This is a genomic window from Trinickia symbiotica, assembly GCF_003028655.1.
Lineage (GTDB): Bacteria > Pseudomonadota > Gammaproteobacteria > Burkholderiales > Burkholderiaceae > Trinickia > Trinickia symbiotica_A.
Window position 1 is genome coordinate 65,291 of sequence record NZ_PYUC01000011.1, and the last position, 25,600, is coordinate 90,890.

The 25,600-nt window shown below is 62.9% G+C and carries 31 protein-coding genes; 24 read left to right on the top strand and 7 right to left on the bottom strand.

Features of this window, described 5'->3' with window-relative positions:
• The first annotated feature begins 3 nt into the window (after positions 1–3).
• Together C9I57_RS32825 and sctW are read left to right on the top strand one after the other, a co-directional pair.
• Positions 4–669 carry a hypothetical protein gene (locus tag C9I57_RS32825; protein WP_181321909.1) on the top strand — a complete coding sequence of 222 codons (666 nt, stop codon included), beginning with the start codon at positions 4–6 and terminating at the stop codon, positions 667–669.
• Positions 666–1,757, top strand: coding sequence for a type III secretion system gatekeeper subunit SctW (gene sctW / locus C9I57_RS21570; RefSeq protein ID WP_181321910.1), 1,092 nt, complete (start codon positions 666–668; stop codon positions 1,755–1,757). Before C9I57_RS32825 ends, sctW begins: the two co-directional genes overlap by 4 nt.
• Before the next feature lie 152 nt (positions 1,758–1,909).
• Here the strand turns inward: sctW and C9I57_RS21575 are convergent, their stop codons facing one another.
• The 5 genes from C9I57_RS21575 to C9I57_RS21595 all read right to left on the bottom strand — a co-directional run bounded on the left by C9I57_RS21575 (position 1,910) and on the right by C9I57_RS21595 (position 6,768).
• A complete protein-coding gene (locus C9I57_RS21575; RefSeq protein ID WP_107152668.1) occupies positions 1,910–3,181 on the bottom strand; it encodes a glycerophosphodiester phosphodiesterase in 1,272 nt (423 codons plus the stop codon).
• 134 nt (positions 3,182–3,315) lie between these two features.
• Positions 3,316–3,546 (bottom strand): EscE/YscE/SsaE family type III secretion system needle protein co-chaperone, encoded by a 231-nt coding sequence (locus tag C9I57_RS21580; RefSeq protein WP_181321911.1) that lies wholly within the window; start codon positions 3,544–3,546, stop codon positions 3,316–3,318.
• Positions 3,547–3,580: 34 nt separating this feature from the next.
• A complete protein-coding gene (gene sctD / locus C9I57_RS21585) occupies positions 3,581–4,858 on the bottom strand; it encodes a type III secretion system inner membrane ring subunit SctD (RefSeq protein WP_107152670.1) in 1,278 nt (425 codons plus the stop codon).
• 9 nt (positions 4,859–4,867) lie between these two features.
• Positions 4,868–6,373: an EscC/YscC/HrcC family type III secretion system outer membrane ring protein gene (locus tag C9I57_RS21590; RefSeq protein WP_107152671.1), complete on the bottom strand. Its 1,506-nt coding sequence runs from the start codon at positions 6,371–6,373 to the stop codon at positions 4,868–4,870.
• Positions 6,364–6,768 carry a hypothetical protein gene (locus C9I57_RS21595; RefSeq protein WP_107152672.1) on the bottom strand — a complete coding sequence of 135 codons (405 nt, stop codon included), beginning with the start codon at positions 6,766–6,768 and terminating at the stop codon, positions 6,364–6,366. Before C9I57_RS21595 ends, C9I57_RS21590 begins: the two co-directional genes overlap by 10 nt.
• A 164-nt stretch (positions 6,769–6,932) precedes the next feature.
• Between C9I57_RS21595 and C9I57_RS21600 the strand changes: the two genes are divergently transcribed.
• The 12 genes from C9I57_RS21600 to C9I57_RS21655 all read left to right on the top strand — a co-directional run bounded on the left by C9I57_RS21600 (position 6,933) and on the right by C9I57_RS21655 (position 17,087).
• Positions 6,933–7,601 (top strand): two component system response regulator, encoded by a 669-nt coding sequence (locus C9I57_RS21600; protein WP_258187769.1) that lies wholly within the window; start codon positions 6,933–6,935, stop codon positions 7,599–7,601.
• 127 nt (positions 7,602–7,728) lie between these two features.
• On the top strand, positions 7,729–8,097 hold the full coding sequence (locus tag C9I57_RS21605; protein WP_107152797.1) for a type III secretion chaperone SycN: 369 nt from the start codon (positions 7,729–7,731) through the stop codon (positions 8,095–8,097).
• Complete coding sequence (locus C9I57_RS21610; RefSeq protein ID WP_107152674.1) at positions 8,094–10,151, top strand: EscV/YscV/HrcV family type III secretion system export apparatus protein; 2,058 nt, start codon at positions 8,094–8,096, stop codon at positions 10,149–10,151. The genes C9I57_RS21605 and C9I57_RS21610 overlap by 4 nt, the downstream gene beginning before the upstream one ends.
• Before the next feature lie 2 nt (positions 10,152–10,153).
• Positions 10,154–11,521, top strand: coding sequence for a type III secretion system ATPase SctN (gene sctN, locus C9I57_RS21615; protein ID WP_107152798.1), 1,368 nt, complete (start codon positions 10,154–10,156; stop codon positions 11,519–11,521).
• On the top strand, positions 11,521–11,883 hold the full coding sequence (locus C9I57_RS21620; RefSeq protein WP_107152675.1) for a hypothetical protein: 363 nt from the start codon (positions 11,521–11,523) through the stop codon (positions 11,881–11,883). Before sctN ends, C9I57_RS21620 begins: the two co-directional genes overlap by 1 nt.
• Positions 11,884–12,134: 251 nt before the next feature.
• A complete protein-coding gene (locus C9I57_RS32480; RefSeq protein WP_146166247.1) occupies positions 12,135–12,407 on the top strand; it encodes a hypothetical protein in 273 nt (90 codons plus the stop codon).
• The gene (sctQ, locus tag C9I57_RS21630; RefSeq protein WP_107152677.1) at positions 12,373–13,371 is read left to right on the top strand and encodes a type III secretion system cytoplasmic ring protein SctQ; all 999 of its coding nucleotides are present in this window, start codon (positions 12,373–12,375) and stop codon (positions 13,369–13,371) included. The genes C9I57_RS32480 and sctQ overlap by 35 nt, the downstream gene beginning before the upstream one ends.
• A 95-nt stretch (positions 13,372–13,466) precedes the next feature.
• Positions 13,467–14,117: a type III secretion system export apparatus subunit SctR gene (gene sctR / locus C9I57_RS21635; protein WP_107152678.1), complete on the top strand. Its 651-nt coding sequence runs from the start codon at positions 13,467–13,469 to the stop codon at positions 14,115–14,117.
• A gap of 16 nt (positions 14,118–14,133) precedes the next feature.
• Positions 14,134–14,403 carry an EscS/YscS/HrcS family type III secretion system export apparatus protein gene (locus C9I57_RS21640; protein ID WP_107152679.1) on the top strand — a complete coding sequence of 90 codons (270 nt, stop codon included), beginning with the start codon at positions 14,134–14,136 and terminating at the stop codon, positions 14,401–14,403.
• Positions 14,400–15,206, top strand: a complete 807-nt coding sequence (gene sctT / locus C9I57_RS21645) for a type III secretion system export apparatus subunit SctT (protein WP_258187770.1) — start codon at positions 14,400–14,402, stop codon at positions 15,204–15,206. The genes C9I57_RS21640 and sctT overlap by 4 nt, the downstream gene beginning before the upstream one ends.
• Positions 15,203–16,279 carry an EscU/YscU/HrcU family type III secretion system export apparatus switch protein gene (locus C9I57_RS21650; protein WP_107152680.1) on the top strand — a complete coding sequence of 359 codons (1,077 nt, stop codon included), beginning with the start codon at positions 15,203–15,205 and terminating at the stop codon, positions 16,277–16,279. The genes sctT and C9I57_RS21650 overlap by 4 nt, the downstream gene beginning before the upstream one ends.
• Before the next feature lie 22 nt (positions 16,280–16,301).
• On the top strand, positions 16,302–17,087 hold the full coding sequence (locus C9I57_RS21655; protein ID WP_258187771.1) for a lytic transglycosylase domain-containing protein: 786 nt from the start codon (positions 16,302–16,304) through the stop codon (positions 17,085–17,087).
• On the opposite strand, the gene C9I57_RS21660 is transcribed toward C9I57_RS21655, so the two are convergent.
• Together C9I57_RS21660 and C9I57_RS21665 are read right to left on the bottom strand one after the other, a co-directional pair.
• Entirely contained in the window at positions 17,062–17,385 is a 324-nt protein-coding gene (locus tag C9I57_RS21660; RefSeq protein WP_107152682.1) for an AzlD domain-containing protein, read from the bottom strand. The two genes, C9I57_RS21655 and C9I57_RS21660, sit on opposite strands and share 26 nt — an antisense overlap.
• On the bottom strand, positions 17,382–18,146 hold the full coding sequence (locus tag C9I57_RS21665) for an AzlC family ABC transporter permease (RefSeq protein ID WP_107152800.1): 765 nt from the start codon (positions 18,144–18,146) through the stop codon (positions 17,382–17,384). Before C9I57_RS21665 ends, C9I57_RS21660 begins: the two co-directional genes overlap by 4 nt.
• Before the next feature lie 133 nt (positions 18,147–18,279).
• Between C9I57_RS21665 and C9I57_RS21670 the strand changes: the two genes are divergently transcribed.
• From C9I57_RS21670 to C9I57_RS21715, 10 genes are all read left to right on the top strand, one after another.
• Positions 18,280–19,203 carry a branched-chain amino acid transaminase gene (locus tag C9I57_RS21670; RefSeq protein ID WP_107152683.1) on the top strand — a complete coding sequence of 308 codons (924 nt, stop codon included), beginning with the start codon at positions 18,280–18,282 and terminating at the stop codon, positions 19,201–19,203.
• Positions 19,204–19,297: 94 nt separating this feature from the next.
• Positions 19,298–19,495: a zinc-finger domain-containing protein gene (locus tag C9I57_RS21675; RefSeq protein ID WP_107152684.1), complete on the top strand. Its 198-nt coding sequence runs from the start codon at positions 19,298–19,300 to the stop codon at positions 19,493–19,495.
• A gap of 145 nt (positions 19,496–19,640) precedes the next feature.
• Positions 19,641–20,675: a lipopolysaccharide heptosyltransferase II gene (gene waaF / locus C9I57_RS21680; RefSeq protein ID WP_107152685.1), complete on the top strand. Its 1,035-nt coding sequence runs from the start codon at positions 19,641–19,643 to the stop codon at positions 20,673–20,675.
• Between the two features lie 177 nt (positions 20,676–20,852).
• Positions 20,853–21,305, top strand: coding sequence for a nuclear transport factor 2 family protein (locus C9I57_RS21685; RefSeq protein ID WP_107152801.1), 453 nt, complete (start codon positions 20,853–20,855; stop codon positions 21,303–21,305).
• A 48-nt stretch (positions 21,306–21,353) separates the two neighbouring features.
• Positions 21,354–22,406 carry a YheT family hydrolase gene (locus C9I57_RS21690; RefSeq protein ID WP_181321912.1) on the top strand — a complete coding sequence of 351 codons (1,053 nt, stop codon included), beginning with the start codon at positions 21,354–21,356 and terminating at the stop codon, positions 22,404–22,406.
• Positions 22,399–23,007, top strand: a complete 609-nt coding sequence (locus tag C9I57_RS21695; RefSeq protein WP_107152686.1) for a DUF2946 family protein — start codon at positions 22,399–22,401, stop codon at positions 23,005–23,007. The genes C9I57_RS21690 and C9I57_RS21695 overlap by 8 nt, the downstream gene beginning before the upstream one ends.
• A gap of 155 nt (positions 23,008–23,162) precedes the next feature.
• Positions 23,163–23,885, top strand: a complete 723-nt coding sequence (locus C9I57_RS21700; protein ID WP_107152687.1) for a GntR family transcriptional regulator — start codon at positions 23,163–23,165, stop codon at positions 23,883–23,885.
• A gap of 129 nt (positions 23,886–24,014) precedes the next feature.
• On the top strand, positions 24,015–24,494 hold the full coding sequence (moaC, locus tag C9I57_RS21705; RefSeq protein WP_107152688.1) for a cyclic pyranopterin monophosphate synthase MoaC: 480 nt from the start codon (positions 24,015–24,017) through the stop codon (positions 24,492–24,494).
• A gap of 63 nt (positions 24,495–24,557) precedes the next feature.
• Positions 24,558–25,109 (top strand): type II RES/Xre toxin-antitoxin system antitoxin, encoded by a 552-nt coding sequence (parS, locus tag C9I57_RS21710; protein WP_258187772.1) that lies wholly within the window; start codon positions 24,558–24,560, stop codon positions 25,107–25,109.
• Complete coding sequence (locus tag C9I57_RS21715; RefSeq protein ID WP_308836365.1) at positions 25,106–25,600, top strand: RES family NAD+ phosphorylase; 495 nt, start codon at positions 25,106–25,108, stop codon at positions 25,598–25,600. The genes parS and C9I57_RS21715 overlap by 4 nt, the downstream gene beginning before the upstream one ends.

Consider the following 25,600-nt stretch of genomic DNA (forward strand, 5'->3'; position numbering starts at 1 on the left):
CTCATGCAGGTTCCCATCGTTTATCTGCAAGGCCGCGTGCCGCCCGATCCTGTCATCCGAGCGCAGGAGCTCGCGCTCTACTTCGACGCGGCATCGATCGTCTCGGAGGCACGCCGGGAGGCCGACGCGCTGATCGCGAGCGCCGAGGAAACGCTTGCCCATGCGACACGCGACGCGCAGCGCATCCGCGCACAGGCACACGAACAGGGCCTCGCGGACGCGCAAGCAGAGCTCGAGCCCATGCGAGCCTCGCTCGTCGCCGAAACCGTGCAATGGTGCATCGCCGAAAGCGCGCTCGAAGCAGAGATCGCGGCGCGCATTGACGAGCGCATCGGTGCGGTCATTGCCGAGGCCCTCACAGAGTTCGTGGCGGAGCAAGACGACGCGACGCGGCTTTCTGAGCGGGTCCGCGAGCGCTTGAGGCAAAGTGCCGAGCATCGCACCATGACATTGCGCGTGGCGCGCGAAACGTTTGACGCGACGAGCCGCGAATGCGCGAGCGACGAGAACGGGTGGCGGGTCGACGTGACGGCAGACCCGACGCTGACGAATGCGCAGGCCGTCATCGAAACGCCGTTCGTCCAGATACGCATCGATCTCGACACCCATTTGCAATCGGTACTGGCGCAACTGCGAGGCACAGGCAACGAAGGAGACCATACGCCATGATTGTCGACAAGGTGAACGCGTCGGGTCCCAAGCCGCAAACGGCACAGGCCTTACATCCATCTCAGCCCGCTGTTCCGGCGGACGCGAGCCAGGCGTTCCCGGCGGATTCCGCCTTCGAGATGGCGCAAAACGAATTGAGCTCAAACCCTGGCGAGTTTGCCTCTCTGCAAGCCAGCTTGAGCGGCATCGATAAGGCGTCCTACACTGAAACTGTCGAAGATATCGGCTTCGCGATTGGGGCGCGGGCACGCGACGCGCGCGCACTCAAAGAAGGCCGTGCCGATAAGACGCGTGCGAAGGCGATGCTCGGCAAGCTAGCGGAGGTTGCCACTGAGCACGTCGACGAACTGCGCGCACGCGTTCCAGAAATCGAGCAATCGCCCGCGCCCTATGACGAAATGCGGCGGGCAAAGTTCGACGCCGGCGAAATGGCACTGGTCCTCGCGGCCTGTCTGCGAGGCGGCAAGCTCGACGAGAAAGCCCGCCGTCGCCTCGAAGAGGCTTTATCCACCGTCATGGAAAGCGAAGAGTGGGTGCTGCTGCTCTTCAATCGCCTCGAATTCGGCCCCGTTGGTCGAGCGGGACTCGCGGAGCTTCGCGAGCTTTACCGGCGCGCGTCGGCGCAACGTCCGAGGCTTGCGCAATGGTTCGAGCAGTTGCGCGGGCTTGCGGACCGCAAACGGAAGCTGAAGACGTTGATTCGCGCGCTCGCGTTCGAGCTTTCGGCGGAGGGCCCCGCGACGGGAGCGCAGCTCGCTGCGGTTATCGGGGATCTTAAGCGCATTTTGCAATTCCTCGGCATGGAGGATCATTGTGAGCGACTCGCCCGCTCATTGCACAGTGCGGACGTCGATGGGGATACGGTATTGGGGCTGTTGATCGATGCCGTTCAGGAAGTCTGGCTCGATAAGAACTGGATTGCCGACCGCGCGGGCGCTCTGATGACTGACGAGACACAGCAATACCGGCTCGTGCAGAGGCTGAGCGAAGTCGTCAAGCTGCTGCCGGGCGACTGCTTCAACGACGACGAGCAGAGAGACGTCATGCTCGAGGCTTTCTCCAGTTGCCTCGATATGCTGGCCGACTAGTCGGCCGGACAAGGGGGGCCGACTGGGCCGCCCGTTGGTGACAATCGGCGGCTTCCCACGAGAGAGCGCCTGCGCGAAACACGAGGCGGAACGCTGACGCGACGCGAATGGCGGCGTCGCGTCAAGGCTGCATTACTCGCCGCGCTCGGCAATCAGTCGCGTCCGAGCTTCGAATATGCGATCGGCTTTTTTGCACCGGTCGCCAAAATATCGCGGGTGTCGGTTCCGCCGGCCTGGCAGAAGTAAAAGCAGTCGCTGCCGTCCTCCGCCGTCTTGTGCATCACTTGAATGCCAATGCCCGCCATCAGCATGCTGGATTCGAGCAGTACCTTTCTCGCGTCATCGACGTTGTCGCACTTGAAGAACGTGTCGACGCGCTTGCTCAGTTCGAGCAAGACCCGGGCGAAGTCACGATTATCGTTGTACTGACGGAAGTCGGACGTCGACGCGTGGAGCGCTTTTCCTCCGTCTAGTGCGAGATCGACAATCGGCTTGCGCAGATCCCAAAGTATGCCATCGTAACCCTGGAAGCCATTGCCTTCGACGAGCTTCCGGAGATTTGCCTCCGCATTCGCTTGGTACTTAGCTTTCGGGTCTTTGAGCGTGAAGTCCGCATTCATTTGCTCCTTGCCAAAGAGATCGGCGGTCTTGATGCCAGGAGCAATATTGATTCCGCTCATCCCCCTGCGCTCCGCCTCAGCCTTCAATTGTCGGAGCGCCTCGTGCTTGAACGAGCAAAACACGATATTTTCGATCGGGGTGCCCCCGTTCTCTGCAGCGCCATCGGCAATCAGATCTAGCGTCGCCGAAACGGCCGTTGCATCCTTCAGCTCAATATTTAAAAGGATGGGCTTCTCGCCATATTGCGTCAGCGTCACGTTTGCATCGTTGACCAACTCCATCACTTCGGAGAGCGTTGGCATCGTTTCGCCGTTGCGCCCGATGCGCACCTGTTTCAGCTCGTCGGCGGTCTTTTGGCCGACGAGATAGGAAGAGGTCGTTTCCCGGAGAGGGGGCTTTGGACCGCTCCGGTCCGCTCCGAATTCGTTGCGCCATATCTCGTCGTCGTGGGTAACGATGACCTGGCCGTCCTTCGATTTGAAGATGTCGATCTCGATCGCATCAGCGCCTTGAAGAATGGCTGCCCTTATCGCCACAAGGCTATTTTCGGGCAGATACTTCTCAGGAAAAGTCGAGCCGAATACGCTCGTGGGCCCCATTCCGCGGTGAGCGGTAAGCATCAAATGGTTGCCGGTGCGCTCCTTTAGCAGCTTGCTGTAACCCCGGTTCTGCAACATTTCGCATTTCTCACTTTCCGTCAAGAAATTAGCGCTGGCACGACCTGCCGCTCGAGATGGGTCGGATGGCTTGACCTCGGATATGGAAGACGCGGACGGAAACGACGCGGTAGGCTTGATAGTCATAAGTCGACCTCCAAAGAAAGGTATGGATGGGCTTTACCCAATCCAACGATAGGCCAATTGTCCTGCGTGCTCTTTCGAATTTCGACGAGATTGCGGATGAACCACCGCGTCTAAGCCATTTCCGCCGGCAATCACTATGCGGCATGGACGTGATAGCGACGCCAAAGCGTTTCGATCACGACCTGAGCACTTGCCATCGCCTGCGCACAACGCAGCATCGCGTCATGCTTCTCGCGCTTCTCCGGCGTCCGCAATTGCCTGCGCAGTTCCCCCTCCGCACGGCGCAGCTCCTCCAGCAGCACAACGCGCGCCGATCCTTCGCCATCCTCGTAAAGCATGTCTTCCAGACAGGTGATGCGAGTCATAAGAACCTCGTCGCCTATTTTTGAATACGATCCGTTATAGATTGAGCGGTACTGCGATGAGCAGCGGTCCCCTTCGCAGCTCCAGGAATGACGTGCTAAGCGCATACACTGAAAACCCATTCGGCAATACCGCACCGCGCTGCAAGCGCATGCCGTTCTCGAGTTCGATGAAAAGCGCGTTCGCATTTCCCCCGACACTCACTATGCTGGCTGGCAGCAATCCGATGGTGGCCGCGGCCGCTGCCATTTTTTCGAAGCGCGCCGGGATGCCCACCGCGCTGAGGTTGTATTGCGCGATGACGTCCTCGACCATCCGTGACCGCTCCGCCGACAATGCGCCCGTCACGACAAGCGACCTCCCGTCGACCGAGAGGCTGATCCCTTCGATCAAGTCGCGCTTTTTCAACATTTGCAACAGCCTCTCGAACGACTCGGCGCCGTCGTCCACGACCGACCAGTTGCGCAGTCCGCGGACGGCGCGCAATTGCTCAGCTGTCGATCGCCATTGCGCATCCGTAGCAATGGCGCCATGGATGACGACCGCTCCTGGCGTGGAGGCGTCCCGCACATCAATGTCTTCATAACCATTCGAATTCAAAACGGCACGTACGTTTCGGCGCAGTACGTCCGCACACACGCTATCGTCGCGAACCAATCGCCCCGCTTGCTGCAGTTGCTGCCGCAGGCGGTCGATCTCGGCTGAATCCGCGCAGTATCCCGAGAGGACGACGAGACCGGACGCGTCCTCGGCGATCTCCACCCCGTGCGGGGGCTGTCTCTGCAAACGCGCGATGAGCGACGGTTCCGATCGGGCCGGCGCCGCCTCTCGTGTCGGCTTCGACAACAGCAGCGCCGCCACCGCGCAACCGAGCGCAGTGATCGCGACGATGCAAACGCCGAGCGTGCGCAGTGCGATTGGCTTTTGCCACCGAGGCCACCCTCGCCTCTCCTGCTGCCCTTTCAGCCCCTCATTCGCTCGCAGCGATGCTCGGCCACAGCGAGCGGGGACCGGCAGGTTCGCCAGCGTGTCCGACGCCACGCCAAGGACAAACGCCTGCCCGGCGATGTCGATCGTCACGTTGAGCGGCAGCCTGTCGTCGCTTTCCCATCGATGGCCGTCGACCCACATCGGAACTTGCGAGTTCAGCTTGACGCCGCCATCGTCGACGACGAGCACGGCCTGCCGCCCGTCTTCGAGCGTGACGGCGACGTCCGCGTCCGGCCCGCCAAGGGAAATCTCGCCGGCCGGCAAGGCCAGCTCGCGGCCCGCGAGCAACCCGTTCAGCCACTTGAGCTTATATCCGCTGTCCATGTCGTCCGGTTACGACGGCGTCCGAGGTTCGGCCGTGAGCAGGAAGAGCCTGACGGCGCGGCGGCTGGCTTTCTGCGTCGTGCCGAACAGCTTGCCGAGCATGGGGATATCGCCAAGCAGCGGAATCTTGCGTGTGCCTGCGCGCTCCTCGTCTTGCACGAACCCGCCGAGCAGCAACGCTTGCCCTGCTTTCAGCAGCGCCTGCGTCGTAACTTCGGAATTGAGCGTTTGCGGCAGCGGCTCGGCCCGGCTTATCGGGTCGATCTGACGCCCGTCTTCGATACTCAGGCTCAGCATGATGTCAGCGTGACCGTCGCTTTCGATGACACGAGGTGTCACGCGCAAGAGCGACCCTGTCGATACGGACTCGAGCTTGGCCACTTGCTCTCCAACGAGCTTCGTATAGAACGTGACATTCCTGTCGAGGATGGCCTGCAGATTGTCGAGCGTCAGCACCGACGGCCGCGACAGCACGCGAGCCTTCGCGTCCTGCTCGAGCGCGGACAGCCGCACCTGAAAGGCCCCCATGTTGCCGACGATGGTCGAGAAATCGCCGGGCGAGGCGGATCCGTTGAAAGTCACAGATCCCCCGCCGATCCGCGTGGTCGCGGCCCAGTCTATGCCGAGCTGGCCGAGGTTCTGCTCGTCGACATCGATGATCGTTACCGAAATCTCCACGAGCTTGGGCTTATGATCGAGCTGCGCGATCAGCTTCGCATAAAGCGGCAGGTTGATCTTCTTGTCACGGACGACCACTGCGTTTTGCCTCGGGTCGGCCGAGAACATTGGCAGAACACTGTCGCCCGCCGCCTGCGCCGCCTTGTCGTTACTCAACTGCGGCGTGCGCCCCTGCGTCATCTCTCTGAGCAGGGAGACGACACCAGGGACGGTCACATGCTCGCTTCGATAAGCGTAGGTGGCGTCAGTTGCGGCCGCGTACTTGAGCGCAAACAGCTCGATCCCTTCCTCGTTGCGCTCGCGATCGAGCTTTTGCTCGTCGACGCGCTTGAGAAACTGCGTGACGCGCTCGACGCAAACCGGGACCCCGTGCACCTGAATGGCGTTCGAACCGGACACGGGGTGCACATCGCAGCGCCCTGCGGCCATCAACTGCGTGTCACGCAACTCGGTCATCAAAGTATCGACGGGCAAGTAGGCCGGCGTAAAAAGATCGGCACCGACTTCGTCCGCTTTGTAGACATAGATCGCTCGACCGTCGTAGTACCACGCGAGGCGATAAAGGCGGGCTAGCGAATCGAGCGCGCGCTCGAATGGCATGGCATCGACGCGCCCGATGAACGCGCCGTCGACGCGCGGGCTCACCAAAACGGGTACGCCGTAGTTGGCGCCCATATCGCGCACGACCGCGGCAAGCTTTGCACCGTGTGTCGAAAAGACGAACGCCGGCGCCCCGTTCGTCCGGATCGCCGCTTCGGCGCCTGCCTGCGGTATGAAGAGCGCCGCAATGGCGAAGCACCGGGCGGCAGCCGAGAAGCCTCGGCTCACTACGCCCATGCCTCGAGGTTTGGCGTCCGCTCGTTGTTCGTGCGCTGGCACCGGTGCCGTTGCCGATCGCCGAGTCGATTCGCGATCGCCACCTGCTGATTGAAGAGCGCTTCCCATTCCGTGTCCGCCAGTTGCGGTTCGTACCGCCGCACAAGCCACAATCCGTCGTCGTCGAGCGCGAAAGCATCGTCGAGCGCATCGCGGATCGAAGCAAGCCATAAGGTCGCTCGTTCGAGCCAATCGTCATCGATCGATGCGCATACTAATTTCACGGCAACGCACAAGCCCTGAGAAAAGTCGCAACACCAGGCTTGCGCGCCGGCGATCTCGAAGAACCACCGCGCCCCGCGTTGCTCGACGCTCGAGATCGATCCCAGATTGGCAAGCGGTGACGGAAAGTGCATTGCGATAGCGGTGAAAAAACTGAGATTTTGGCAGTCCGCGCTCACGCTAACGATCCGGTGATAGCCTTAGCTTTCTCTCGAATTTTCTTTTTCGGAAACACGGGAGGTGCACGCACGGCACGCCCGCGAGTCCGTCTCTTCGCTTAGCCCTTGGGAGGATCGCAGTGCTCAAGATACATCGCTTGCTGATCGTCGACGACCATCTTTTGCTCCGCGATGGCATCAAGCACGCGCTGAATGCAGAGCCGTCTTATCGAGTCGTCGGAGAGGCCGCCGACGGGTTGGAAGTCTGCGCGGCTTGCCACGCGCTGCAGCCCGATATCGTCATCATCGACTTGGCATTGCCGGGCATGAACGGCATCGAAGTCATTCGCCAATTGAAGCGCAGATGGCCCGGAATGTACGTCGTGGTGCTAACCGCCGACGGAACGGAGGCCAGGGCGCGCGAGGCGCTCGATGCGGGCGCGAATGGCTATGTGCGCAAGGCGGGCTCGAAGCATGCGCTCATGGCCGCGCTTGCAACGACCGTTCGTGGCGGCCGATATCTCGACCCTGCGCTCGATCGGACGCAGATCGACTCGGGCTCGTCCGATTCGACGATACGGTCGACGCTGACAAGCCGCGAGCGCCAAGTGCTCCAACTCGTTGCCGAAGGCGCGCGCAACAGAGATATCGCCGACAGGCTGAGCATATCGATCAAGACGGTCGAGACCCATCGGCTCAATTTGATGCGCAAGCTCGATGCGCATAACGCGGTCGACCTCGCGAACTGGGCGTACCGCCTCGGATTGCGCACGTCCGCCCTGGCCAATGGGCGGTCCGCGCGTCACTGATATCTGCGCGAAAGCCATCGCCACGGCTTTCAGGTCTTCGCCCGATGTCGCCGCCTCGTTGGCATCGCGGACAATGCACGCCTCATCGGCAGTCCGCCGGCGCCGCCCGCGCACACACGCAAACGAGATGAATCTGCAAACGCAGCGACGGCTGGAGCAATTCGTTCGCCTCGCCGAGCTACCTGTCATTCGAATCGAACCGCGCATGGAGTTCGCGTTGCCACCGTTTCGACTCTACGTCGAGGTGGTCAATGAGCGCGTGGTGATGACGCTCGCGGCTCGCGTCGACGCCAAGGAGCGCGCGCGCATCCTGAAGCAGCTGCTTTCAACCTGGCGGCCCGCCGCGATGCATGGCGTGCCGGTACGCGCCTTTGCTGTGCGCGACTATCAATTGCTCGCCTGCTCGCCCGCGCCCGGCAGCGACAGCGGCGAGTGGCTCACCTGCTACAAGGCGATGCGCCGCATGCTCGAGCACCACGCAGGCGGGCGCGCATGAAACGGCTGACGGCATGGCTCGCGATCGCTGCCAAGCGCCAGGACATCATCCTCGCCGTGATGTTGCTCGTCGCGGTCTTCATGATGATCATTCCGCTGCCGACGGCACTCGTCGACCTGATGATCGCGATCAATCTGACGATCTCCATCGTGCTGTTGATGATGGCGCTTTACATTCGCGAGCCGCTGGAGTTTTCGGCATTCCCGTCGGTACTGCTCATCACCACGCTCTATCGTCTCGCGCTCACCATCAGCACCACTCGCCTGATCCTGTTGCAGGCCGACGCCGGGGAAATCATCTACACGTTCGGCAACTTCGCCGTGGGCGGCAATCTGGCCGTCGGCATCATTGTCTTCACGATCATCACGATCGTACAGTTCATCGTCATCACCAAAGGCTCGGAGCGCGTCGCCGAGGTCGGCGCGCGGTTTTCGCTCGACGGTATGCCCGGCAAGCAGATGAGCATCGACGGCGACATGCGCGCGGGCGTCATCGACGCCAACGAAGCGCGGCGCCTGCGCGGTCTCGTGCAGAAGGAAAGCCAACTCTACGGCGCGATGGACGGAGCGATGAAGTTCGTCAAGGGCGATGCGATCGCCGGCATCATCATCATCCTCGTCAACATTCTCGGCGGCACCGCGATCGGCGTATTCATGCACGGCATGAGCGCGACGCAGGCGATGTCGACATATGCCATCCTCTCGATCGGCGACGGGCTCATCAGCCAGATTCCCGCCCTGCTCATCTCGATCACGGCCGGGATCGTCGTCACGCGCGTTCCCGGCGAGCAACGCCGCAATCTTGCGGCCGATCTCGCCGAGCAGGTCGGCAGACAGCCTCAGGCGCTTTTGCTTGCGGCTGGCGTGCTCGTCGTATTCGCATTGATTCCGGGCTTTCCCATTGCCTACTTCACGCTTCTCGCCATCGCGGTGTTCGGCTGCGCGTGGAGGATCAGAAAGCGCCGCGCGAGCGGCATGGCGGGACCCGTCTCGGGAGACGGCGCCGATGAGCGCGGCGACACCCAGGCGAGTCATGCGGGCGCCGGCATGACGCCAGGCGCGGTTCCTCTCATGATCCGTGTCGCCGGCGATCTGATGCGCGCCGACCGCTACACCGCGCTCTTCAACGACTTGCGCGCGCAGAAGTTCGAAGCGCTCGGCATTCCGTTGCCCGAAATACAGGTCGCTCACGGTTCGTCGCTCGACGCGGGCGCGCTGCAGGTGTTGGTGTATCAGGAGCCGGTGCTGAGTGTGGTCATTGCCGATGACATGCTGCTGGCCGATGCCCGCACCGCGCCACTTGACGATCCCGCACGCGTCGACAAGCTACCGTTCGGCGGTCTTCAGCTTCAATGGGTCGAGCGAGAAAGCGCCAGTGCGCTGCAGGCGCTTGGCACGACGCTCTACGAGGGCGACGCGCGCATCGCGCATTGCCTTTCGCTGGTGGTGGATCATCACGCCGCGGAGTTCGTCGGCGTTCAGGAGACGCGCTTCCTGATGGATGCGATGGAAGGTCGCTACGCGGAACTCGTGAAGGAAGTGCAGCGGCAATTGCCGATCGGGCGCATCGCCGACGTATTGCAGCGTCTCGTCGAAGAGAATGTGTCGATTCGCGACCTGCGCAGCATCTTCGAAGCCCTGATCGAATGGGCGCCGCGAGAGAAGGATCCGGTGATGCTGGCCGAGTACACGCGCCTCGCCCTGCGGCGTCACATCACCACGCGCCACCGGGCGGGCCGTCCGTGGATCAACGGCTGGATGATCGGCGACGCAATCGAAAACATGATCCGGGAATCCGTGCGGCAAACGTCGGCGGGCTCATATTCCGCGCTCGATCCGCATCAGAGCAAGGCGATCGTGGAACACGTGCGCGAAGCGCTCGCCGGCACCGAGGATCGCAACGTTATCCTGATCACGGCGATCGACGTGCGGCGTTTCCTGCGCAAGCTCATCGAGCGCGAGTTCTTCGCGGTCCCCGTCCTCTCGTTTCAGGAGATCGGCGACGAGGCCGAGCTGCGTGTCATGGGTAACATTGAGTGGTTCGAAGCGCAATGACGATGCGTCATCCCGATGCCCAAACGATCGAGGCTGCGCTGGCCGTTCGCCTCTCGCGCCGCGTCGAACGCGTACGAGACGCGCTGCCTGTCGAAAAGGTCTACGGCCGCGTCACCGAAGTCGGGCCGACGCTGCTGCGCGCGTCGCTGCCCGGCGCGGGGCTCGCGGAGTTATGCCGGCTGCATCCTTCGGGCATCGAGGCCGAGGTCGTCGGCGTGCACGGCGAGTTTGCTCTGCTCTCGCCGTTCGCCGAGCCACTCGGCATGAAGGCCGGCAGCGAAGTCGAGCTGCTCGGGCGTCCGCACGAAATCGCGCTCGGCCCGTTTCTGCTCGGCGCGGTGCTCGACGGAATGGGGCGGCCGCTCGATGCGGCCGTCACGGCGCGCAATTGCGCGTATCGCGCGCTCGACAGCAACGCACCGGATCCGCTGACGCGCCCCATCATCGACACACCCCTGCCTCTCGGCGTTCGCGCGATAGACGGCTTGCTCACCTGTGGGCGAGGACAACGAATCGGCGTTTTCGCGGCAGCCGGCGGTGGGAAAAGCACATTGCTCGGCATGATCTGCGACGGCAGCCTGGTCAGTGCGCGTGGGGAGCATTCCGGCGCCGATGTCATCGTTCTCGCGCTGATCGGCGAGCGCGGCCGCGAAGTCCGAGAGTTCCTCGATCACACGCTTTCCGAGGAAGCGCGCAAACGCAGCGTCGTCGTCGTTTCGACCTCCGATCGTCCCGCACTCGAACGATTGAAGGCTGCCTACACGGCCACCACGATCGCCGAATATTTCCGCGATCAGGGCAAGGACGTGCTGCTGATGATGGATTCGCTGACCCGTTTCGCCCGCGCGTGCCGCGAGATCGGCCTCGCGGCCGGGGAAATGCCCGCGGCAGGCAGCTATCCGCCCAGCTTTTTCGCCCGCTTGCCGCGTCTGCTCGAGCGCGCCGGTCCTGCGCGCACGGGCAGCATCACCGGTATCTATACCGTGCTCGTCGAAGGCGACAACCTCAACGAGCCCGTTGCGGATGAAGTTCGATCGATTCTCGATGGGCATATCGTGCTCTCACGCAAGCTGGCCGAAGCGAATCACTATCCGGCCATCGACGTCGGCGCGAGCGTGAGCCGGATCATGTCGCAAGTGTCAAGCGCCGAGCACGTCGAGCTCGCCGGCCGACTGCGCCGCCTGATGGCTGCATATAAGGAAATCGAGTTGCTCGTGCGCGTCGGCGAATATCAGCAAGGGCAGGACCCCGAGGCCGACGAAGCGCTCGCCCGCAAAGAAGCGATACGCGCCTTTTTGTGCCAACGCACTGGCGAAACGAACGATTTCGAGGAGACGGTCTCACTGCTGTGGAAGACGGTGCAAGGGTAGTGCTGAGGCAACTCGTGTCGCTCAAGGCGCGCCGCGAGCGATCGATCCGCGCGGCGCTTCATGCGCTCTCGCGCCGCGAACGCGCGTTGCTCGCCCAATTCGATGAGATTCGCGTGGAGCTTGCCGGTCTGCGCGAGCGGTGGCGAGAACGGTGCGACATCGTCGATGTCCTCGACCAGGAGGCGCTGCGCGACCTCAAGGTTGAACTCGGCGATTACTACCTGGCCGAGCGTCGCTTTCTCGAGCGCATCGATGCGGTCAACCGGTTGCTCGAGGAAGTGAGAATCGAACGCGATCGGCAAAACCGGCTGCTGCAAAAGGCGGTGATCGCGCAGGACAAGTTCATGACATTGCTGGAGTAGAAGCCATGCGCTTACCAAAGGCCGTGGGATACGGCTCTCGTTTATCCCTCGAGGCGGGCCGCGAAGGCGCCAATGGCAGCGCCGGCGACGAGCGCCATTTTCGGGCGCTTCTGGACGAGGTCGCCAACAGGAGCGATTCGCTACCCACTGCGGCTCTGCGACCACGCGACGATCTGCGCGAACGCCCCACGCTCGCGCAGTCGCCGCGATCCTCCAACGCGTTGCGCGCACCGACCCAAGGCGAGCAGAGCATGAATGCGTTCGCCGCGCCGGCGCGCTTCGATCTTGACGCGCTGAAGGTTCGGTTGGCGAACGGCCCGTTGGCCGGCTCCGAAATCGAGGCGTACCGCCGGGGCCAACACCTTTCGATCCGCGTGCGCGCACGCGCCGTCCTGCACCGCGACGCGCAACCCGTTTCAGCCAAAGAATTGGCCCAGGCGCTGTCCGCGCAGCTGGGGCTCGACGTGTCGGTCGAGATGGAGGGAGCACTTGAGCACTGCAATTCGCCGACTACCGCGCCTTGACGAGCGGGGTGCCCGGCTGCTGCGCAAGGTAGGCGCTGGACGCCGCATCGATTTCGCCGACCGCGCATTGGCGCTCGCTTATCGGCGCTCGCCCGGCGGCAACGGGCTCGTGCTCTCGGGTGCGCTCGGCCCCGACCCCGTGCGGCTCTGGGTCGACGAGAGGCAGTGGTGCCGCTGGATCGAGCCTCTCCTCGCCGTTCCCGATGCCTCGACGATTCCGGCCGAGCTCCACGACGCACTCGCGGCATGGACGTTCGATACGATCGGCTCCGGCCTCGAAGGATCGGCCGATGGCGAGCCGCCGCCTTGGCCTGTCGGCGCGTCGCTGCGAGGGTGCACGGTTGAGCGGCGGCTCGACTGGTGCCTGCGAGCCGAGCGAGGAAATGACGATCTCGACCTGCTCGTACTTGAAGCCCCGGTCCACTGGCTCGATGCACTCGCCGATCGGCTCGCGCCGTGCCCTGTGGACGACCTGCCTGAAATACGCGTTCGGACAAGCCTCGTCGCCGGATGGAGCAGCATCGCGCGCAACCTCGCCGAGAGTCTGCGCATCGGCGATGCGCTCGTGCTTCGTCAAGCGTACCGTGTCGCGCGAGGTGAGTTCGGGTTATTCGCAAACAAGCCGCTCGCTCGCGTGGAATACAGCGAGGCCGGTGTTTTTTCCATCGAGGAAGTCATGGATGATTTCGACGATTGGCTCGATGTCGAGCCGACCACGCCCGCACGGGAAAAGACTGCATCGGACGATCAGGTAGCGCATGACCCGATCGTGACAGTCGTAGCCGTTGTTGGCCGCTTCGATGTGCCGATCAGCGCGCTCGCCGCGCTGAGACCCGGCGACATCCTGGACGGTCAGGCGCGCGTCGACGAGCTCGTCGCGCTGAAAGTGGGCGGACGTACGATTGCGCGCGCGACGTTGCTCGATATCGACGGGCGGCTGGCGGCAAGGATTGAAGCGATGTAACAACGGCGCAGGATATTCAGGTGCCGGCCCGATGTCCGCGCGCACCGGCAGGCTCGACAATCCAGCCCCGACCGTGATGCATCCCGGAGTCCTCAATGACATTGCTGAATCAGCCCATTCAGCTCGTCGTTCTATTGTTCGCGCTTTCGATTGCCCCGCTGATCGTCGTTCTCGGAACGTCGTTCCTCAAGTTGACGATCGTCTTTTCGTTGCTCCGTAACGCATTGGGGACGCAGCAGATTCCGCCGAACATCGCGTTGTACGGCCTCGCCTTGATCCTGACGCTGTTCATCATGGCGCCGATCGGACTCGAGATCCGCGACAACCTCGCAAGCCACCCGCTTGCGCTCGACGCAGACGATTTCACGAACCAAGCCGAAACGAGCGTGCTCTCGCCCTATCGCGTCTTCCTTCAGCGCAATACATCACCCGATCAGGTCCGCTTTTTCGCCGATATCGGACATAACATGTGGCCGGAAAAGTACCGTTCTCGTATCGCAGATGAGTCGCTGCTCGTCCTGATGCCGGCGTTCGCCGTCAGCCAGATGAAGGAGGGCTTCAAGATCGGGCTGTTGCTTTACCTTCCCTTCGTGGCGATCGATCTCGTCGTATCGAACGTGCTTCTCGCGATGGGGATGATGATGGTCTCGCCGATGACGATCTCACTGCCGCTCAAGCTGCTCGTCTTCGTGCTCATGAACGGCTGGCAGAAGCTCATCGGCCAGTTGCTGCTGTCGTTTTCGTGATACCTGGAACGTTTCAATGAGCGAGGCCGTCGTCACTCAGCTTGCCGCACAGATGATGTGGCTCGTCTTGTTGCTTTCCCTTCCGGTCGTCGTGGTCGCCTCCGTCGTCGGCGTACTGGTCTCCCTCGTCCAGGCGCTCACGCAGGTCCAGGATCAGACAGTGCAGTTCCTCATCAAGCTGCTCGCGGTCGCGGCAACGCTCGCCGGCACCTATCACTGGATGGGAGACGTTCTGCTCAACTATGCAAACCAGTCGTTCGACCAGATCGCACGCATGAAGCCATGAGTGCGATCAGCGTCATGAGTGCCGCATCGTGGGCGCAATGGCTGTCGGCCCTCGGGTTCTCCCTATTGCGCCCGCTTGCCGTCGTTCTGATGGTGCCGCTCTTCAACCGCTCGACGCTCGGCGGCACGCTGACACGCAATGCGCTGATTCTGCTGACCGCGCTTCCGCTGCTGCCGCTTCATGACGCGTGGCCTGCCGTCGACACCGCTCGCCGTGCGTGGCCCACCTGGTTGTCGACAGCCTGTACCGAGATCGTGATCGGCCTCGTGATCGGCTTTGCCGCCGCGATTCCGTTCTGGGCTCTCGATATGGCCGGCTCGTTCATCGACACCATGCGTGGGGCGACGATGGCCAACGTCCTCAATCCGATGCTGGGGCAACAGTCTTCCCTGCTGGGCATCGTCTTCTCGCATGTATTCAGCCTCTTGTTCATGATGACCGGCGGGTTCAACGAACTCGTCGCGGCGATCTACGACTCGTATCGCACGCTTCCTCCCGGAGTGACGCTCGCCCGAGATGCGAAGTGGCTCTCGTTTTTTCTGCGCGACTGGCAACTGATGTACGAACTCTGCCTGCGCTTTTCAATGCCCGCACTAGTGGGCATTTTGCTCGTCGACATGGCACTCGGCCTCGTCAACCGCTCCGCGCAGCAGCTGAACGTCTTCTTTCTATCGATGCCGTTGAAAAGCGCATTCGCGGCCCTGCTCTTGATCATGAGCTCGGGTTTTGCGTTTCACGCATTCGTCGAATACTCGTCGACGTTCGCCCACGCCGCCCGTGTGTTGCTTTCGCTGAAGCGATGAGCGAGAAGACCGAAAAGCCCACTCCGCAGAAGCTGCGCGACGCACGCAAGAAGGGGCAGGTCGCGAAAAGTGTCGAGATTACGTCCGGCGTGCAGTTGGCCAGCCTGCTCGGTTACTTCATCGTGGAAGGCAGGCATCTGCTGCAGGGGTTCGAAGCGCTCAGCGCGCTTTCGGTCGAAGTCTCCAACGACGATTTCGTGAGCGCCGCGGGCCGGCTCATGGGCGCGATCACCGAGCTGGTGCTGCGCTTCACTGTCGGCATCGCTGCGCTTCTCGTTGTGGTGACAGTTGCCGCGGTGGTCGCGCAAACCGGCCCTCTACTCGCCCACGAGGCGATCAAGCCATCGCTCCACAAGGTCAATCCACTCGCAAACCTGAAACAGATGTTCTCGATGCGCAGCCTTTTCGAGTTGGCCAAATCAACGTCGAAGGTCGGGCTGCTTTCGCTCATCTTCTTCTATCTGATTCGCCAATACGGTCCTTCCCTGCAGTTTTTGCCCTTGTGCAGTGTTTCGTGCGGCTTGCGACTAAGCATTAAGCTGCTCTACTGGATGTGGTGCGCCCTGCTCGCCTTCTATGTGTTGTTCAGCATCGCCGATTACGCGTTTCAACGCTACAACACGATGAAGCAGCTCATGATGTCGATCGACGATGTTAAACAGGAGTACAAGAACTCGGAGGGCAACCCTGACGTCAAGCACAAGCGCAAGCAGGTCCACCGCGAGGTGCAAAGCGGCAGCCTGGCCGCCAACGTCGGCAAATCGAACGTCGTCGTACGCAACCCCACGCATATCGCCGTTTGTCTCTTCTACCGCCCGCCTGAAACGCCACTGCCGCAAGTTCTCGAGATCGGCCGCGGCGCGCGTGCGCAACACATCGTCGATCTCGCCGACAAGGCAGGCGTTCCCGTCGTCGAGAATATCCGCGTCGCGCGCTCTCTCGCGGCGCATACGGAGGCAGGCGGGTATATTCCGTCGAGCTTGTTCGAGCCAGTCGCGCAGATCCTGCGCCTCGTCATGAAGCTTCAATACGAGCGAGACGAAGGGCAGAAAGAAGAAGATGTCTCGGATTGAACGTGCCTGCTCGGGTCATCGCATGAATGCCCACGTCCGCGCACTTTGCGCAGGCCTCGCGATCGCAACAGGCTTCGTCAATATCACGCCCGCCCGCGCCGATGAAAGTCCGTTTAATGCGCCGCTCGTATGGGAAACCGGACCCACGCCGCCGCCGCCAACGCTCAGCCCGACGATACCGCCGCGTGCAGCCTCGCGAGTCGCTCCATCATTGCAGCCTTCGATCGACTCAGGCAGGCAAGCGCGCTACGATCCGCTTATCGCATCGGCCGCCAACGCGTTCCGGCTCGACGCCGGATTGCTCCATGCAATCGTGAGAACAGAATCGGGATATGACGCGTCAGCCGTGTCATCCAAAGGGGCGATTGGTCTGATGCAGGTCATGCCGGCGACCGGGCGGCGTTTCGGCTTTGAAGACCTGCGCGATCCGCGCGAAAACCTGAGCGCCGGCGCCGCCTATCTGAAGTGGCTTTTGGATCGGTTCGGCAACGATCTCGAGCTTGCGCTCGCCGCTTACAACGCGGGCGAGAACGCCGTGGAACGATATGGATCGAGCATTCCCCCGTTCCCGGAAACGCGCCGGTATGTCGAGACCGTGATCGCACGCTTTCGGAACTCGCAGCCTCAAGCACAGCCAACGTACGAGATGCGCTCGGCGCAAAAGGCGTCACCAGCGCTTCGTACGTCGAAGACAGGTGAGGACGGCAACCGACAGGCTGCGATTTTGCTGACGCCGCTAGAGCTTCTGGAAAAGGCGGGCTCGCTGATGTTGTCGGCGCCGCCTAACCCCAAATCCTCAGTGCCGTAAAAACAAGCATCCCAACAACGATCGTGCCGAGCATGCCGCGTCGCCAGAGAAACCAGGCGAGGCCCGCAAGCGTGCCGTAGAGCGCATGATTGCCGAGCGCGACGGATAAGCCCTCAGGCGTCTCGAGCACGTCGGGCACGATCACGGCGACGAGCGCGGCCGCCGGCGCGTAACGCAGCGCGCGCTGGACGCGCTCGGGCAGCGTGGCGCGCTCACCGCCGAGTAGAAAGAACGCGCGCGTCACCGCGGTGACGACCGTCATCCCCGCAATGGTGAGCCAGATCTGCGTCGCGCTCACGGCGCCTTCTCCTCGCGCACGCCGGGACCGGCCTCGGTGCCGATGCGGCGCCCGGCCGCCCGATCAGCGAGCAGATCCGCAACACTGCCCGCGCCGAGCGCCGCGAGGACAGCGAGCGGCAGCCCAAGCCGGAACGGCAGATCGATCGCGACGATCGCGATGACGGCGGCCACGGCGACAGCCGCGAGCGTCGACCGGTTGGCAATGGCCGCCACGACGAGCGGCACGAGCGCAAGCGTGCCCGCGAGCTCGAGCCCCCAGTTGTCGGGAAAAATGCTCCCAAGCACGATGCCGGCAATCGACGACACCTGCCAGCTCGTCCAGCTGACGGCCGCCATCCCCCAGAAGTAGGCTTCCTTGCCGGGCACGCGCCCCGTCGGGAACGACTTTTTCAGGAAGAGCAGATAGACGATGTCGCCGTTGAAGTAGCCGAGCGCGACGCGCCGCCAGAACGACAGATAGGAGAAGTGCGGCACGAGGCCGGCGCTGAAGATGACGAACCGGAGATTGACCATCGCCGCCGTCAGCAGAATGGTCCAGATCGGCAGTTTGGCGGCAAGGAGCGGCAGGATGGCAAGCTGCGACGAGCCGGCATAAACGAGCACCGACATCACGAGCGCCTGCGGCATCGTCAGCACCGATTTGCTCATCGCGATCCCCGTCACGAGGCCCCACGAGATCAACGCCATCACCGTCGGCGAGTACGTGCGCGCGCCGTCGAGAAAAGCGGCACGGTCGGTCGGGCTTAGGCGGGAGAGCATCGGGGCAAAGAACGGCGGAACCGGCAAGCGCCCGATTATATCGCCCCTTTGCGCACTCCATGTCCGGAATGAGTGCAAAAGACGCTAAAATGGCGCATTTACCGCACGGGGCCCACCCGCTAGGAGATTACGAATGTCAATGGCCGACCGCGACGGCAAGATCTGGATGGACGGCAAGCTGATCGAGTGGCGCGATGCCACGATCCACGTCCTCACCCATACGCTGCACTACGGCATGGGCGTCTTCGAGGGCGTGCGCGCCTACAAGACGGCTGACGGCAGCACGGCGATCTTCCGCCTCAAAGAGCATACGAAACGGCTCTTCAATTCGGCGAAGATTTTCCAGATGGATATTCCGTTCGATCGCGAAACGCTGATCGCCGCCCAAGCCGAGGTCGTGCGCGCGAACGGGCTCGAGTCGGCTTATCTCCGGCCGATCGCCTGGGTCGGCTCCGAAAAGCTCGGCGTGTCGGCGCGGGGCAACACCATTCACGTCGCGATCGCGGCCTGGCCCTGGGGGGCCTACCTCGGCGAGGAAGGCATCACGAAGGGTATTCGCGTGAAAACGTCGTCGTTCACGCGCCACCACGTCAACGTCTCAATGGTGCGCGCAAAGGCATCGGGCTGGTACGTCAACTCGATCCTCGCGAACCAGGAAGCGACGGCCGACGGCTACGACGAGGCGCTGCTGCTCGACGTCGACGGCTATGTTTCCGAAGGCTCGGGCGAAAATTTCTTCCTCGTGAACAACGGCAAGATCTACACGCCTGACCTCTCGTCGTGCCTTGACGGCATCACGCGCGATACCATCATCACGCTTGCGCGGGAAGCCGGCATCGAAGTCATCGAAAAGCGGATCACGCGCGACGAAGTCTATACGGCCGACGAAGCGTTCTTCACCGGCACGGCCGCCGAGGTGACGCCGATTCGCGAGCTCGACAATCGGACGATCGGCAGCGGCGTGCGCGGCCCGATCACCGAGAAGCTGCAATCGGCGTTCTTCGATATCGTCTCGGGCAAGAACGCCAAATACGCCCATTGGCTCACGAAGGTGTGACGCACGGCCCGCGCCGCGACGCCGGCAATGGTCCGGCCTCGCTTGCCGCGCCCGCATCGCCGCAGCACATCGCATACAACGAGAATTGGCCCTCATGAGCACCATCAAAGAAATGCCGCTGGTCGAGCTGTCAGCGAAAGATCTGCCCGCTTACTGCCCCAACCCCTCCATGCCACGCTGGAGCACGCATCCGCGCGTATTCATCGACGTCTCGCACGGTGAAGCTCGCTGCCCCTACTGCGGCACGCGCTACAAGCTGCGCGACGGAGAAGTCGTCAAGGGTCATCACTGACGGCACGCTCGACGCCGCATTGAATTACCGAAGCCGCTGCGCCCCGCTCGGATCGAACGGGCGGCGTGCGGCTTCGCTCAATTTCACTGCCTCTGGCGGCCCCATGAACGGCCGCGTTTGACTTGGACCTCGGACACTGACACTGATGCGTCGCGCGTTGGTTATCGCACCGAACTGGATCGGTGACGCATTGATGGCGCAGCCGCTTTTTGCGCTGCTGAGGCAGCTGCATCCGCGCATCGTCATCGATGCGCTCGCGCCCGCCTGGGTCGCGCCCGTCCTCGAGCGCATGCCCGAAATCCACGAGGTCCACGCCACCGACCTCGCTCACGGCAAGCTGCAGCTCATGCGGCGCTGGCAACTTGCCGCCGATTTGCGCGACGTGGGCTACGACGCGGCCTATGTGTTGCCGAATTCGCTGAAGTCGGCGCTCATTCCGTGGCTCGCCGGCATCCGGCTGCGGATCGGCTATACGGGTGAGCGGCGCTACGGGCTTCTCAACGTCCGTCATGCGAATCCGAGCAAGGACGCGCGCGGGCCGATGGCCGCGCATTACGCCGCGCTGGCCTATGCGCCCGGCGCCAACCTCTCGGACCTTTCGGCGCGCCTGCCGACGCCCCGTCTCGAGACCGACCTCAACGAGTCGATGCGCGTATCGACGCGCTTCAATCTCGACACGCGCGTGCCGCTCGTCGTCTTTTGTCCGGGCGCCGAGTACGGCAATGCGAAGCGCTGGCCTGCCGAGCATTTCGCGTCGCTCGCGCAGATGATCGGGCAATCGTTCCCTTATACGCAGATCGTCGCACTCGGCTCCGGCAAGGATGCGCCGCTGGCACAAGCCATCGCCGAGCGGGCGCCGACGCTGCGCAACCTCTGCGGCCAGACTTCGCTCGGGGAAGCGTGTGCGCTCATCGCGCGCGCGAGCGCCGTCGTCAGCAACGACTCCGGGCTCATGCACGTGGCCGCGGCGCTGCGGCGCCCGCTTGTCGCCGTCTTCGGCTCGAGCGATCCACGCCACACACCGCCGTTATCGGACCTTGCGAAGGTACAATGGCTCCACCTCGAATGCAGCCCCTGCTTTGCGCGCGAATGCCCGCTCGGTCACTTGCGGTGCCTGCGTGAGCTCACGGCCGAGCAGGTGTTCGGCGATCTGCGCGGGATGCTGCTCGGCGAGCGCTGACGCACGGACGCCGCACCCGCCTTCGTGCGTTCATTGAGCGAGGGCGCGACACGGCGGGCGGAAGAACTGGGCTTGGCCGGCAGGCGAACGCGCATGGTTGCAGTGTGCGCATACGCCGACCAAGCCAGCCGAACGAAGCGCCTTCGTGCGCGAGAAAAAACCTGGACGAGCTATCCGATGCCACGCTTTGCCCGACTCTTCGAAGCCGCAGCCGACACACTGAACGCGTACTACCAGGCCGTCGCTGAAAACGATATCGACGGCCTGATGGCCCTGTGGATCGACGAGGACTTCGCGAGCTTCATCGACGCGAGCGGCTCACACTGGCATGGCATCGACAGCATTCGCGCGGGGCTTGCGCAATTGGCGGCCGGGCAGGCGCTGCCGGCCGCGGTCGAGCCGCTCGACGTCCGTGTCTACGACAGCCTCGGAACCGTCGTCTATGCCGTCGCGGAAGCGCACCGGCTGCATGACCCGCTCGCGCCACCGCGCATGGTCTACACGACCTACGTGATGGTTCACGAGCGCGGCGAATGGCGCATCGCGCACGTTCACGCGAGCACGATGCCGAACGAGACGGCCAACGAGTTCGTCGCGAAGATGCGCCACGGACAGGGCGCATTGCACTAAGCGGGACGGCTTGCCGCCGCCCGCCGCGTTTTGGTGTTGGGGAAAGCAATGAGCACGGCAAACGGGAAGTCAACTTCGGTTCCGGCAGCGAGCCGGGTCGCCGCCGAGACGCTCATCGATTTGCTCTATTGCCCACCGCGATGGCTGCCGACGAACCATGCGCAGACGATCATCCCGGCGCTCTTCGCACGCCTGCCCGCCGTCGATTACCGGCGCGAGCGATGGACGACGCCCGATGGCGACTTCATCGAGCTCGACTGGATTGCTTACCCAGAGGGCAGCGCGGCGGCGCCCCTGCCCGACGCGCCGCTTTTCGTGTTGTTCCACGGTCTCGAGGGCAGCTCCGATTCGCACTATGCGCGCGTGCTGATGGCCACGGCGCGCGGTTTCGGCTGGCACGGCGTTGTGCCGCACTTTCGTAGTTGCAGCGGCCCGCTCAATCTCGCGCCGCGCTTTTATCACCTCGCCGACAGCGCAGAGGTGGACTGGGTGCTGCGCCGCCTACGAGACGGGCATCGCGGGCCCATCGTCGTCGCCGGCGTTTCGCTCGGCGGCAACGTGCTTTTGCACTGGCTCGGCGAGCGCGGCACGGACGCCGCATTCATCGCCGCCGCGGCGGCCGTCTCGACGCCGCTCGACGTTCACGCCGGCGGGCGGGCGCTTTCGCAAGGCTTCGCGCTCGTCTACACGTTGAGCTTCCTGAAAACGCTCAAAAAGAAGGCGCTGCAAAAGCTCGAGCAATACCCGGGGCTCTTCGACCGCGACGCGATGCTTGCGAGCCGCACGATGTACGATTACGACAACGTCGTGACGGCGCCGCTGCACGGATTCCGCAATACGGACGATTACTGGACGCGCGCGACCACTAGGCCGCTTTTGCCCGACGTCGTCGTGCCGACGCTCGTCCTCAATGCGCGCAACGACCCGTTTCTTCCGAGCACGGCGTTGCCGACGCGCGCCGAAGTCTCGCCGGCCATCGAGCTCGATCAGCCCGAAGCGGGCGGGCATGTCGGTTTCATGACCGGGCCGTTTCCCGGGCGCATGGACTGGCTGCCGCGGCGCGTCTTCTCGTTTCTAGAGCCATACGCGAAAAATGGATGACATCGTCAAGGCGGCGCTCGCCAAGTGGCCGAACGTGCCGCACTGCACCGGCTGGCTGCTGCTCGACAGACGCGGCGCCTGGCGCATGCGCGACGAACGCGCCCAAGCGCTCGGCGAACTCGGCACGCCTATCAGGCATGCCGCGCTCTTAGGCTTCATCAACCGCAACTACGAATGCGACGAGCGCGGCATGTGGTTCTTCCAGAACGGACCGCAACGCGTCTATATCGAGCTTGCCTATACGCCATGGGTCGTGCGGCTCGCGCTCACCGATAGCAATGGACAGCGCACGCTGACGCTCACCGATCAGACCGGCGGCGCATTCGAGCCTCGCTCGGCGCTGATCGACGAAGAAGGCGCCGTGCTGTTTGTCGATGCGGCAACGCGGCCGCGCGTGGCGCTGCTGCACGATCACGATCTCGACCTTTTCAGCGACTTCGCGTCGCTCGCCGACAATGGCGGTGTGGGTCGCTTCCATTGGCGCGACGGTCAGGACTTGCCGATCGAGACCATCGCCCGAGCCGATATCGCCAGTCGCTTCAGCTTCGTTGCGAGCCCCGCCTCCGCGAGTGTCGGCACGATAAATTCGTCAGGCGATTGACGCGAAGTCGAACTCCCGGCCAAGGTCCGCCCATCCTTGCAACGAGCGCCTACACTGCAAGTTAGGCGCGACTCCTATAAACATACAAACGACTAGTTGGCTAACGGACTGTTCTCGCAATGTGAAGGGTCGCGCCGCATATCGAGGGACGGAAGATGTCGATCGACACTCGCTTGCCGCGCTATCAACGGCTTCGCGACGAACTCGCCGGGCAGATTGCCGAACACCGTTGGGCACCCGGCCAGGCGATCCCGACCGAGCACGAACTTGCAAGCACTTATGGCCTTGCGATCGGCACCGTTCGCAAGGCCATCGATCGGCTCGTCGCCGACGGCTTGCTCGAACGTTTCCAGGGCCGCGGCACGTTCGTGCGCAGGCCGAACTTCGACGGCTCGCTTCTGCGCTTTTTTCGCTTGCACGACGAACGGCACGACCGATCCGCTCGCGCGAGCCGAATTTTGATGCGGGAGGTGACGGAGGCGCCTTCGGAAGTCTCCGCCACGTTGCGAATCGAGCGGTCCGCGCGCGTCATTCATATGTCGAGGCTGCGGCTCGTCGGCGATGCGCCGATCCTGGCCGAGGAAATCTGGCTGCCTTACAAGCCTTTCGCGGCGTTCGCCATGCTCGATACGAGCGAGATCGGCGATCTTCTTTATCCGGTCTATGAAACGTATTGCCACCAGGTGATCGCCTCCGCGAGGGAGACACTGACGATCGAGATCGTCGACATGATGCACGCGCGGCTCTTGCGCATCGATCCGGGCACGCCCGTGGTCGTCGTCGAGCGGATCGCCTATGGCTATGACCGTCGCCCACTGGAATGGCGCCGATCGCGCGGGCCGGCGAGCGAATTCGCTTATCAGGTCGAGATCCGCTGACCGATGCTTCGTCGCGCGGATTCGCGCATACTGGTTCACTGATCCAGTCGTGCACACCTCGGTCGGCTCGGCTAGCGCCGAGCGCGCGGGCGGCTGCTAACATAGGCGCCCTCTTAAGGAGCCCACGTGATGGCGGAACTGACACATTTTGATGCGGCCGGCCAGGCGCATATGGTGGACGTCGGAGGAAAGGACGAAACGAAACGCATAGCGATCGCGCGCGGCTCCATCCGCATGCTGCCGGAGACGCTCGCGCTGATTCGCGGCGGCACCGCGAAGAAGGGCGATGTGCTCGGCGTCGCACGCATCGCCGCGATTCAGGGTGCCAAGCGGACGGCGGATCTGATCCCGCTCTGTCATCCGCTCGCGTTGACGCGCGTGGCGATCGATTTCGCGCTCGACGATGTTTTGCCCGGCGTGCATTGCACGGCGCAAGTGGAAACGCTCGGGCGCACCGGCGTGGAGATGGAAGCGCTGACGGCGGTGCAGGTCGGCCTGCTGACGGTCTATGACATGTGCAAGGCTGTCGATCGGGGGATGGTCATCACCGAGGTGAAGGTGATGGAAAAGCATGGAGGAAAGTCGGGGGATTGGGTGGCCGAGGGTTAGGGCTTTGTGGGGTAAGGCACAGCCCCCGTTTGAGGTATAATTTCCCTCCAAATGGAGGCCGTCATGTTAACGAGCGTCAAATCATCCCACCGCAGGAAAGCCTTGGAACCCGAGGCGACCGGCTCGTTGCTCGAGGAGTTCTATCTCCATGGCGATAAGCCGAAGAGAGGCCACGTCCTGCCTTCGGCGAATCTGATCGCCGCGGTCTACGCGATCGAGCCGCAGACGCGCATTCATATCATTAAGAAAGGCGTCAGCCCGAAGATCTTTCTGATCTTGGCAAAATCGATGGCCTACACCAAAGAAGAACTGGCGGAGACGCTGGGTCTGTCCACGACGACCATCGACCGCAAGGCCAAATCGGGCGAGAGCCTATCCCCAGACCAAAGTGAACGAATCGTGGCAATGGCCAAGTTGATCGGCCAAGTACAAGCGATAGTCGAACAATCGGGCGACGCAACGGATTTCGATGCAGCAAAGTGGGTAGCTCGCTGGCTCGAGGAGCCGCTGCCGGCGCTGGGCGGGCAACGGCCGGCCGAACTTATGGATACAGCGGAAGGGCGAGAGGTCGTTTCCAACCTGCTCGCCATGACCCAGTCGGGAGCCTACGCTTGAGGACGACAACAGCTGCTTCTATCAATATTTGGCGAATTGCCACCGACACCACCGAATATGTCGCAGACGACCGAACCGGCGCCGGCGCAAAAGCAACGGGCGGCCGTTGGAATGCGAAGGGCACGCCGATGCTTTACTGTTCCGAGAGTATCGCGCTAGCCTGCCTCGAAACGCTCGTTCATATTAAGGCTGGGTCGCTTCCGTTGAACCGGTACGTTGTCCGAATCGAAGTGCCGCACGACTTGTGGAGCGGCGCGTTGGAACTCGATGCGCACGGCCACCCCGGGTGGGACGCCATTCCGTTCGGGATGGTCAGCCAGCGGGCCGGCCAAAAATGGGTTGCCAGTCGTGCAAGCGCGCTCTATAAGGTGCCATCTGTCATCGTCCCACAGGAACGGAACGTTCTCATCAACCCTCGGCATCCCGATGCCGCCAGGCTGCGCTTCCACAAATCGCGCAACAGGTGGACGTACGATAGTCGCCTGAGATAG

Coding starts and splice junctions, on each gene's coding strand:
- C9I57_RS32825 (WP_181321909.1), top strand. CDS start 4: ATGCAGGTTCCCATCGTTTATCTGCAAGGCCGCGTGCCGCCCGATCCT.
- sctW (WP_181321910.1), top strand. CDS start 666: ATGATTGTCGACAAGGTGAACGCGTCGGGTCCCAAGCCGCAAACGGCA.
- C9I57_RS21575 (WP_107152668.1), bottom strand. CDS start 3,181: ATGACTATCAAGCCTACCGCGTCGTTTCCGTCCGCGTCTTCCATATCC.
- C9I57_RS21580 (WP_181321911.1), bottom strand. CDS start 3,546: ATGACTCGCATCACCTGTCTGGAAGACATGCTTTACGAGGATGGCGAA.
- sctD (WP_107152670.1), bottom strand. CDS start 4,858: ATGGACAGCGGATATAAGCTCAAGTGGCTGAACGGGTTGCTCGCGGGC.
- C9I57_RS21590 (WP_107152671.1), bottom strand. CDS start 6,373: ATGGGCGTAGTGAGCCGAGGCTTCTCGGCTGCCGCCCGGTGCTTCGCC.
- C9I57_RS21595 (WP_107152672.1), bottom strand. CDS start 6,768: ATGCACTTTCCGTCACCGCTTGCCAATCTGGGATCGATCTCGAGCGTC.
- C9I57_RS21605 (WP_107152797.1), top strand. CDS start 7,729: ATGAATCTGCAAACGCAGCGACGGCTGGAGCAATTCGTTCGCCTCGCC.
- C9I57_RS21610 (WP_107152674.1), top strand. CDS start 8,094: ATGAAACGGCTGACGGCATGGCTCGCGATCGCTGCCAAGCGCCAGGAC.
- sctN (WP_107152798.1), top strand. CDS start 10,154: ATGCGTCATCCCGATGCCCAAACGATCGAGGCTGCGCTGGCCGTTCGC.
- C9I57_RS32480 (WP_146166247.1), top strand. CDS start 12,135: ATGAATGCGTTCGCCGCGCCGGCGCGCTTCGATCTTGACGCGCTGAAG.
- sctR (WP_107152678.1), top strand. CDS start 13,467: ATGACATTGCTGAATCAGCCCATTCAGCTCGTCGTTCTATTGTTCGCG.
- C9I57_RS21640 (WP_107152679.1), top strand. CDS start 14,134: ATGAGCGAGGCCGTCGTCACTCAGCTTGCCGCACAGATGATGTGGCTC.
- sctT (WP_258187770.1), top strand. CDS start 14,400: ATGAGTGCGATCAGCGTCATGAGTGCCGCATCGTGGGCGCAATGGCTG.
- C9I57_RS21650 (WP_107152680.1), top strand. CDS start 15,203: ATGAGCGAGAAGACCGAAAAGCCCACTCCGCAGAAGCTGCGCGACGCA.
- C9I57_RS21655 (WP_258187771.1), top strand. CDS start 16,302: ATGAATGCCCACGTCCGCGCACTTTGCGCAGGCCTCGCGATCGCAACA.
- C9I57_RS21665 (WP_107152800.1), bottom strand. CDS start 18,146: ATGCTCTCCCGCCTAAGCCCGACCGACCGTGCCGCTTTTCTCGACGGC.
- C9I57_RS21670 (WP_107152683.1), top strand. CDS start 18,280: ATGTCAATGGCCGACCGCGACGGCAAGATCTGGATGGACGGCAAGCTG.
- C9I57_RS21675 (WP_107152684.1), top strand. CDS start 19,298: ATGAGCACCATCAAAGAAATGCCGCTGGTCGAGCTGTCAGCGAAAGAT.
- waaF (WP_107152685.1), top strand. CDS start 19,641: ATGCGTCGCGCGTTGGTTATCGCACCGAACTGGATCGGTGACGCATTG.
- C9I57_RS21685 (WP_107152801.1), top strand. CDS start 20,853: ATGCCACGCTTTGCCCGACTCTTCGAAGCCGCAGCCGACACACTGAAC.
- C9I57_RS21690 (WP_181321912.1), top strand. CDS start 21,354: ATGAGCACGGCAAACGGGAAGTCAACTTCGGTTCCGGCAGCGAGCCGG.
- C9I57_RS21695 (WP_107152686.1), top strand. CDS start 22,399: ATGGATGACATCGTCAAGGCGGCGCTCGCCAAGTGGCCGAACGTGCCG.
- C9I57_RS21700 (WP_107152687.1), top strand. CDS start 23,163: ATGTCGATCGACACTCGCTTGCCGCGCTATCAACGGCTTCGCGACGAA.
- moaC (WP_107152688.1), top strand. CDS start 24,015: ATGGCGGAACTGACACATTTTGATGCGGCCGGCCAGGCGCATATGGTG.
- parS (WP_258187772.1), top strand. CDS start 24,558: ATGTTAACGAGCGTCAAATCATCCCACCGCAGGAAAGCCTTGGAACCC.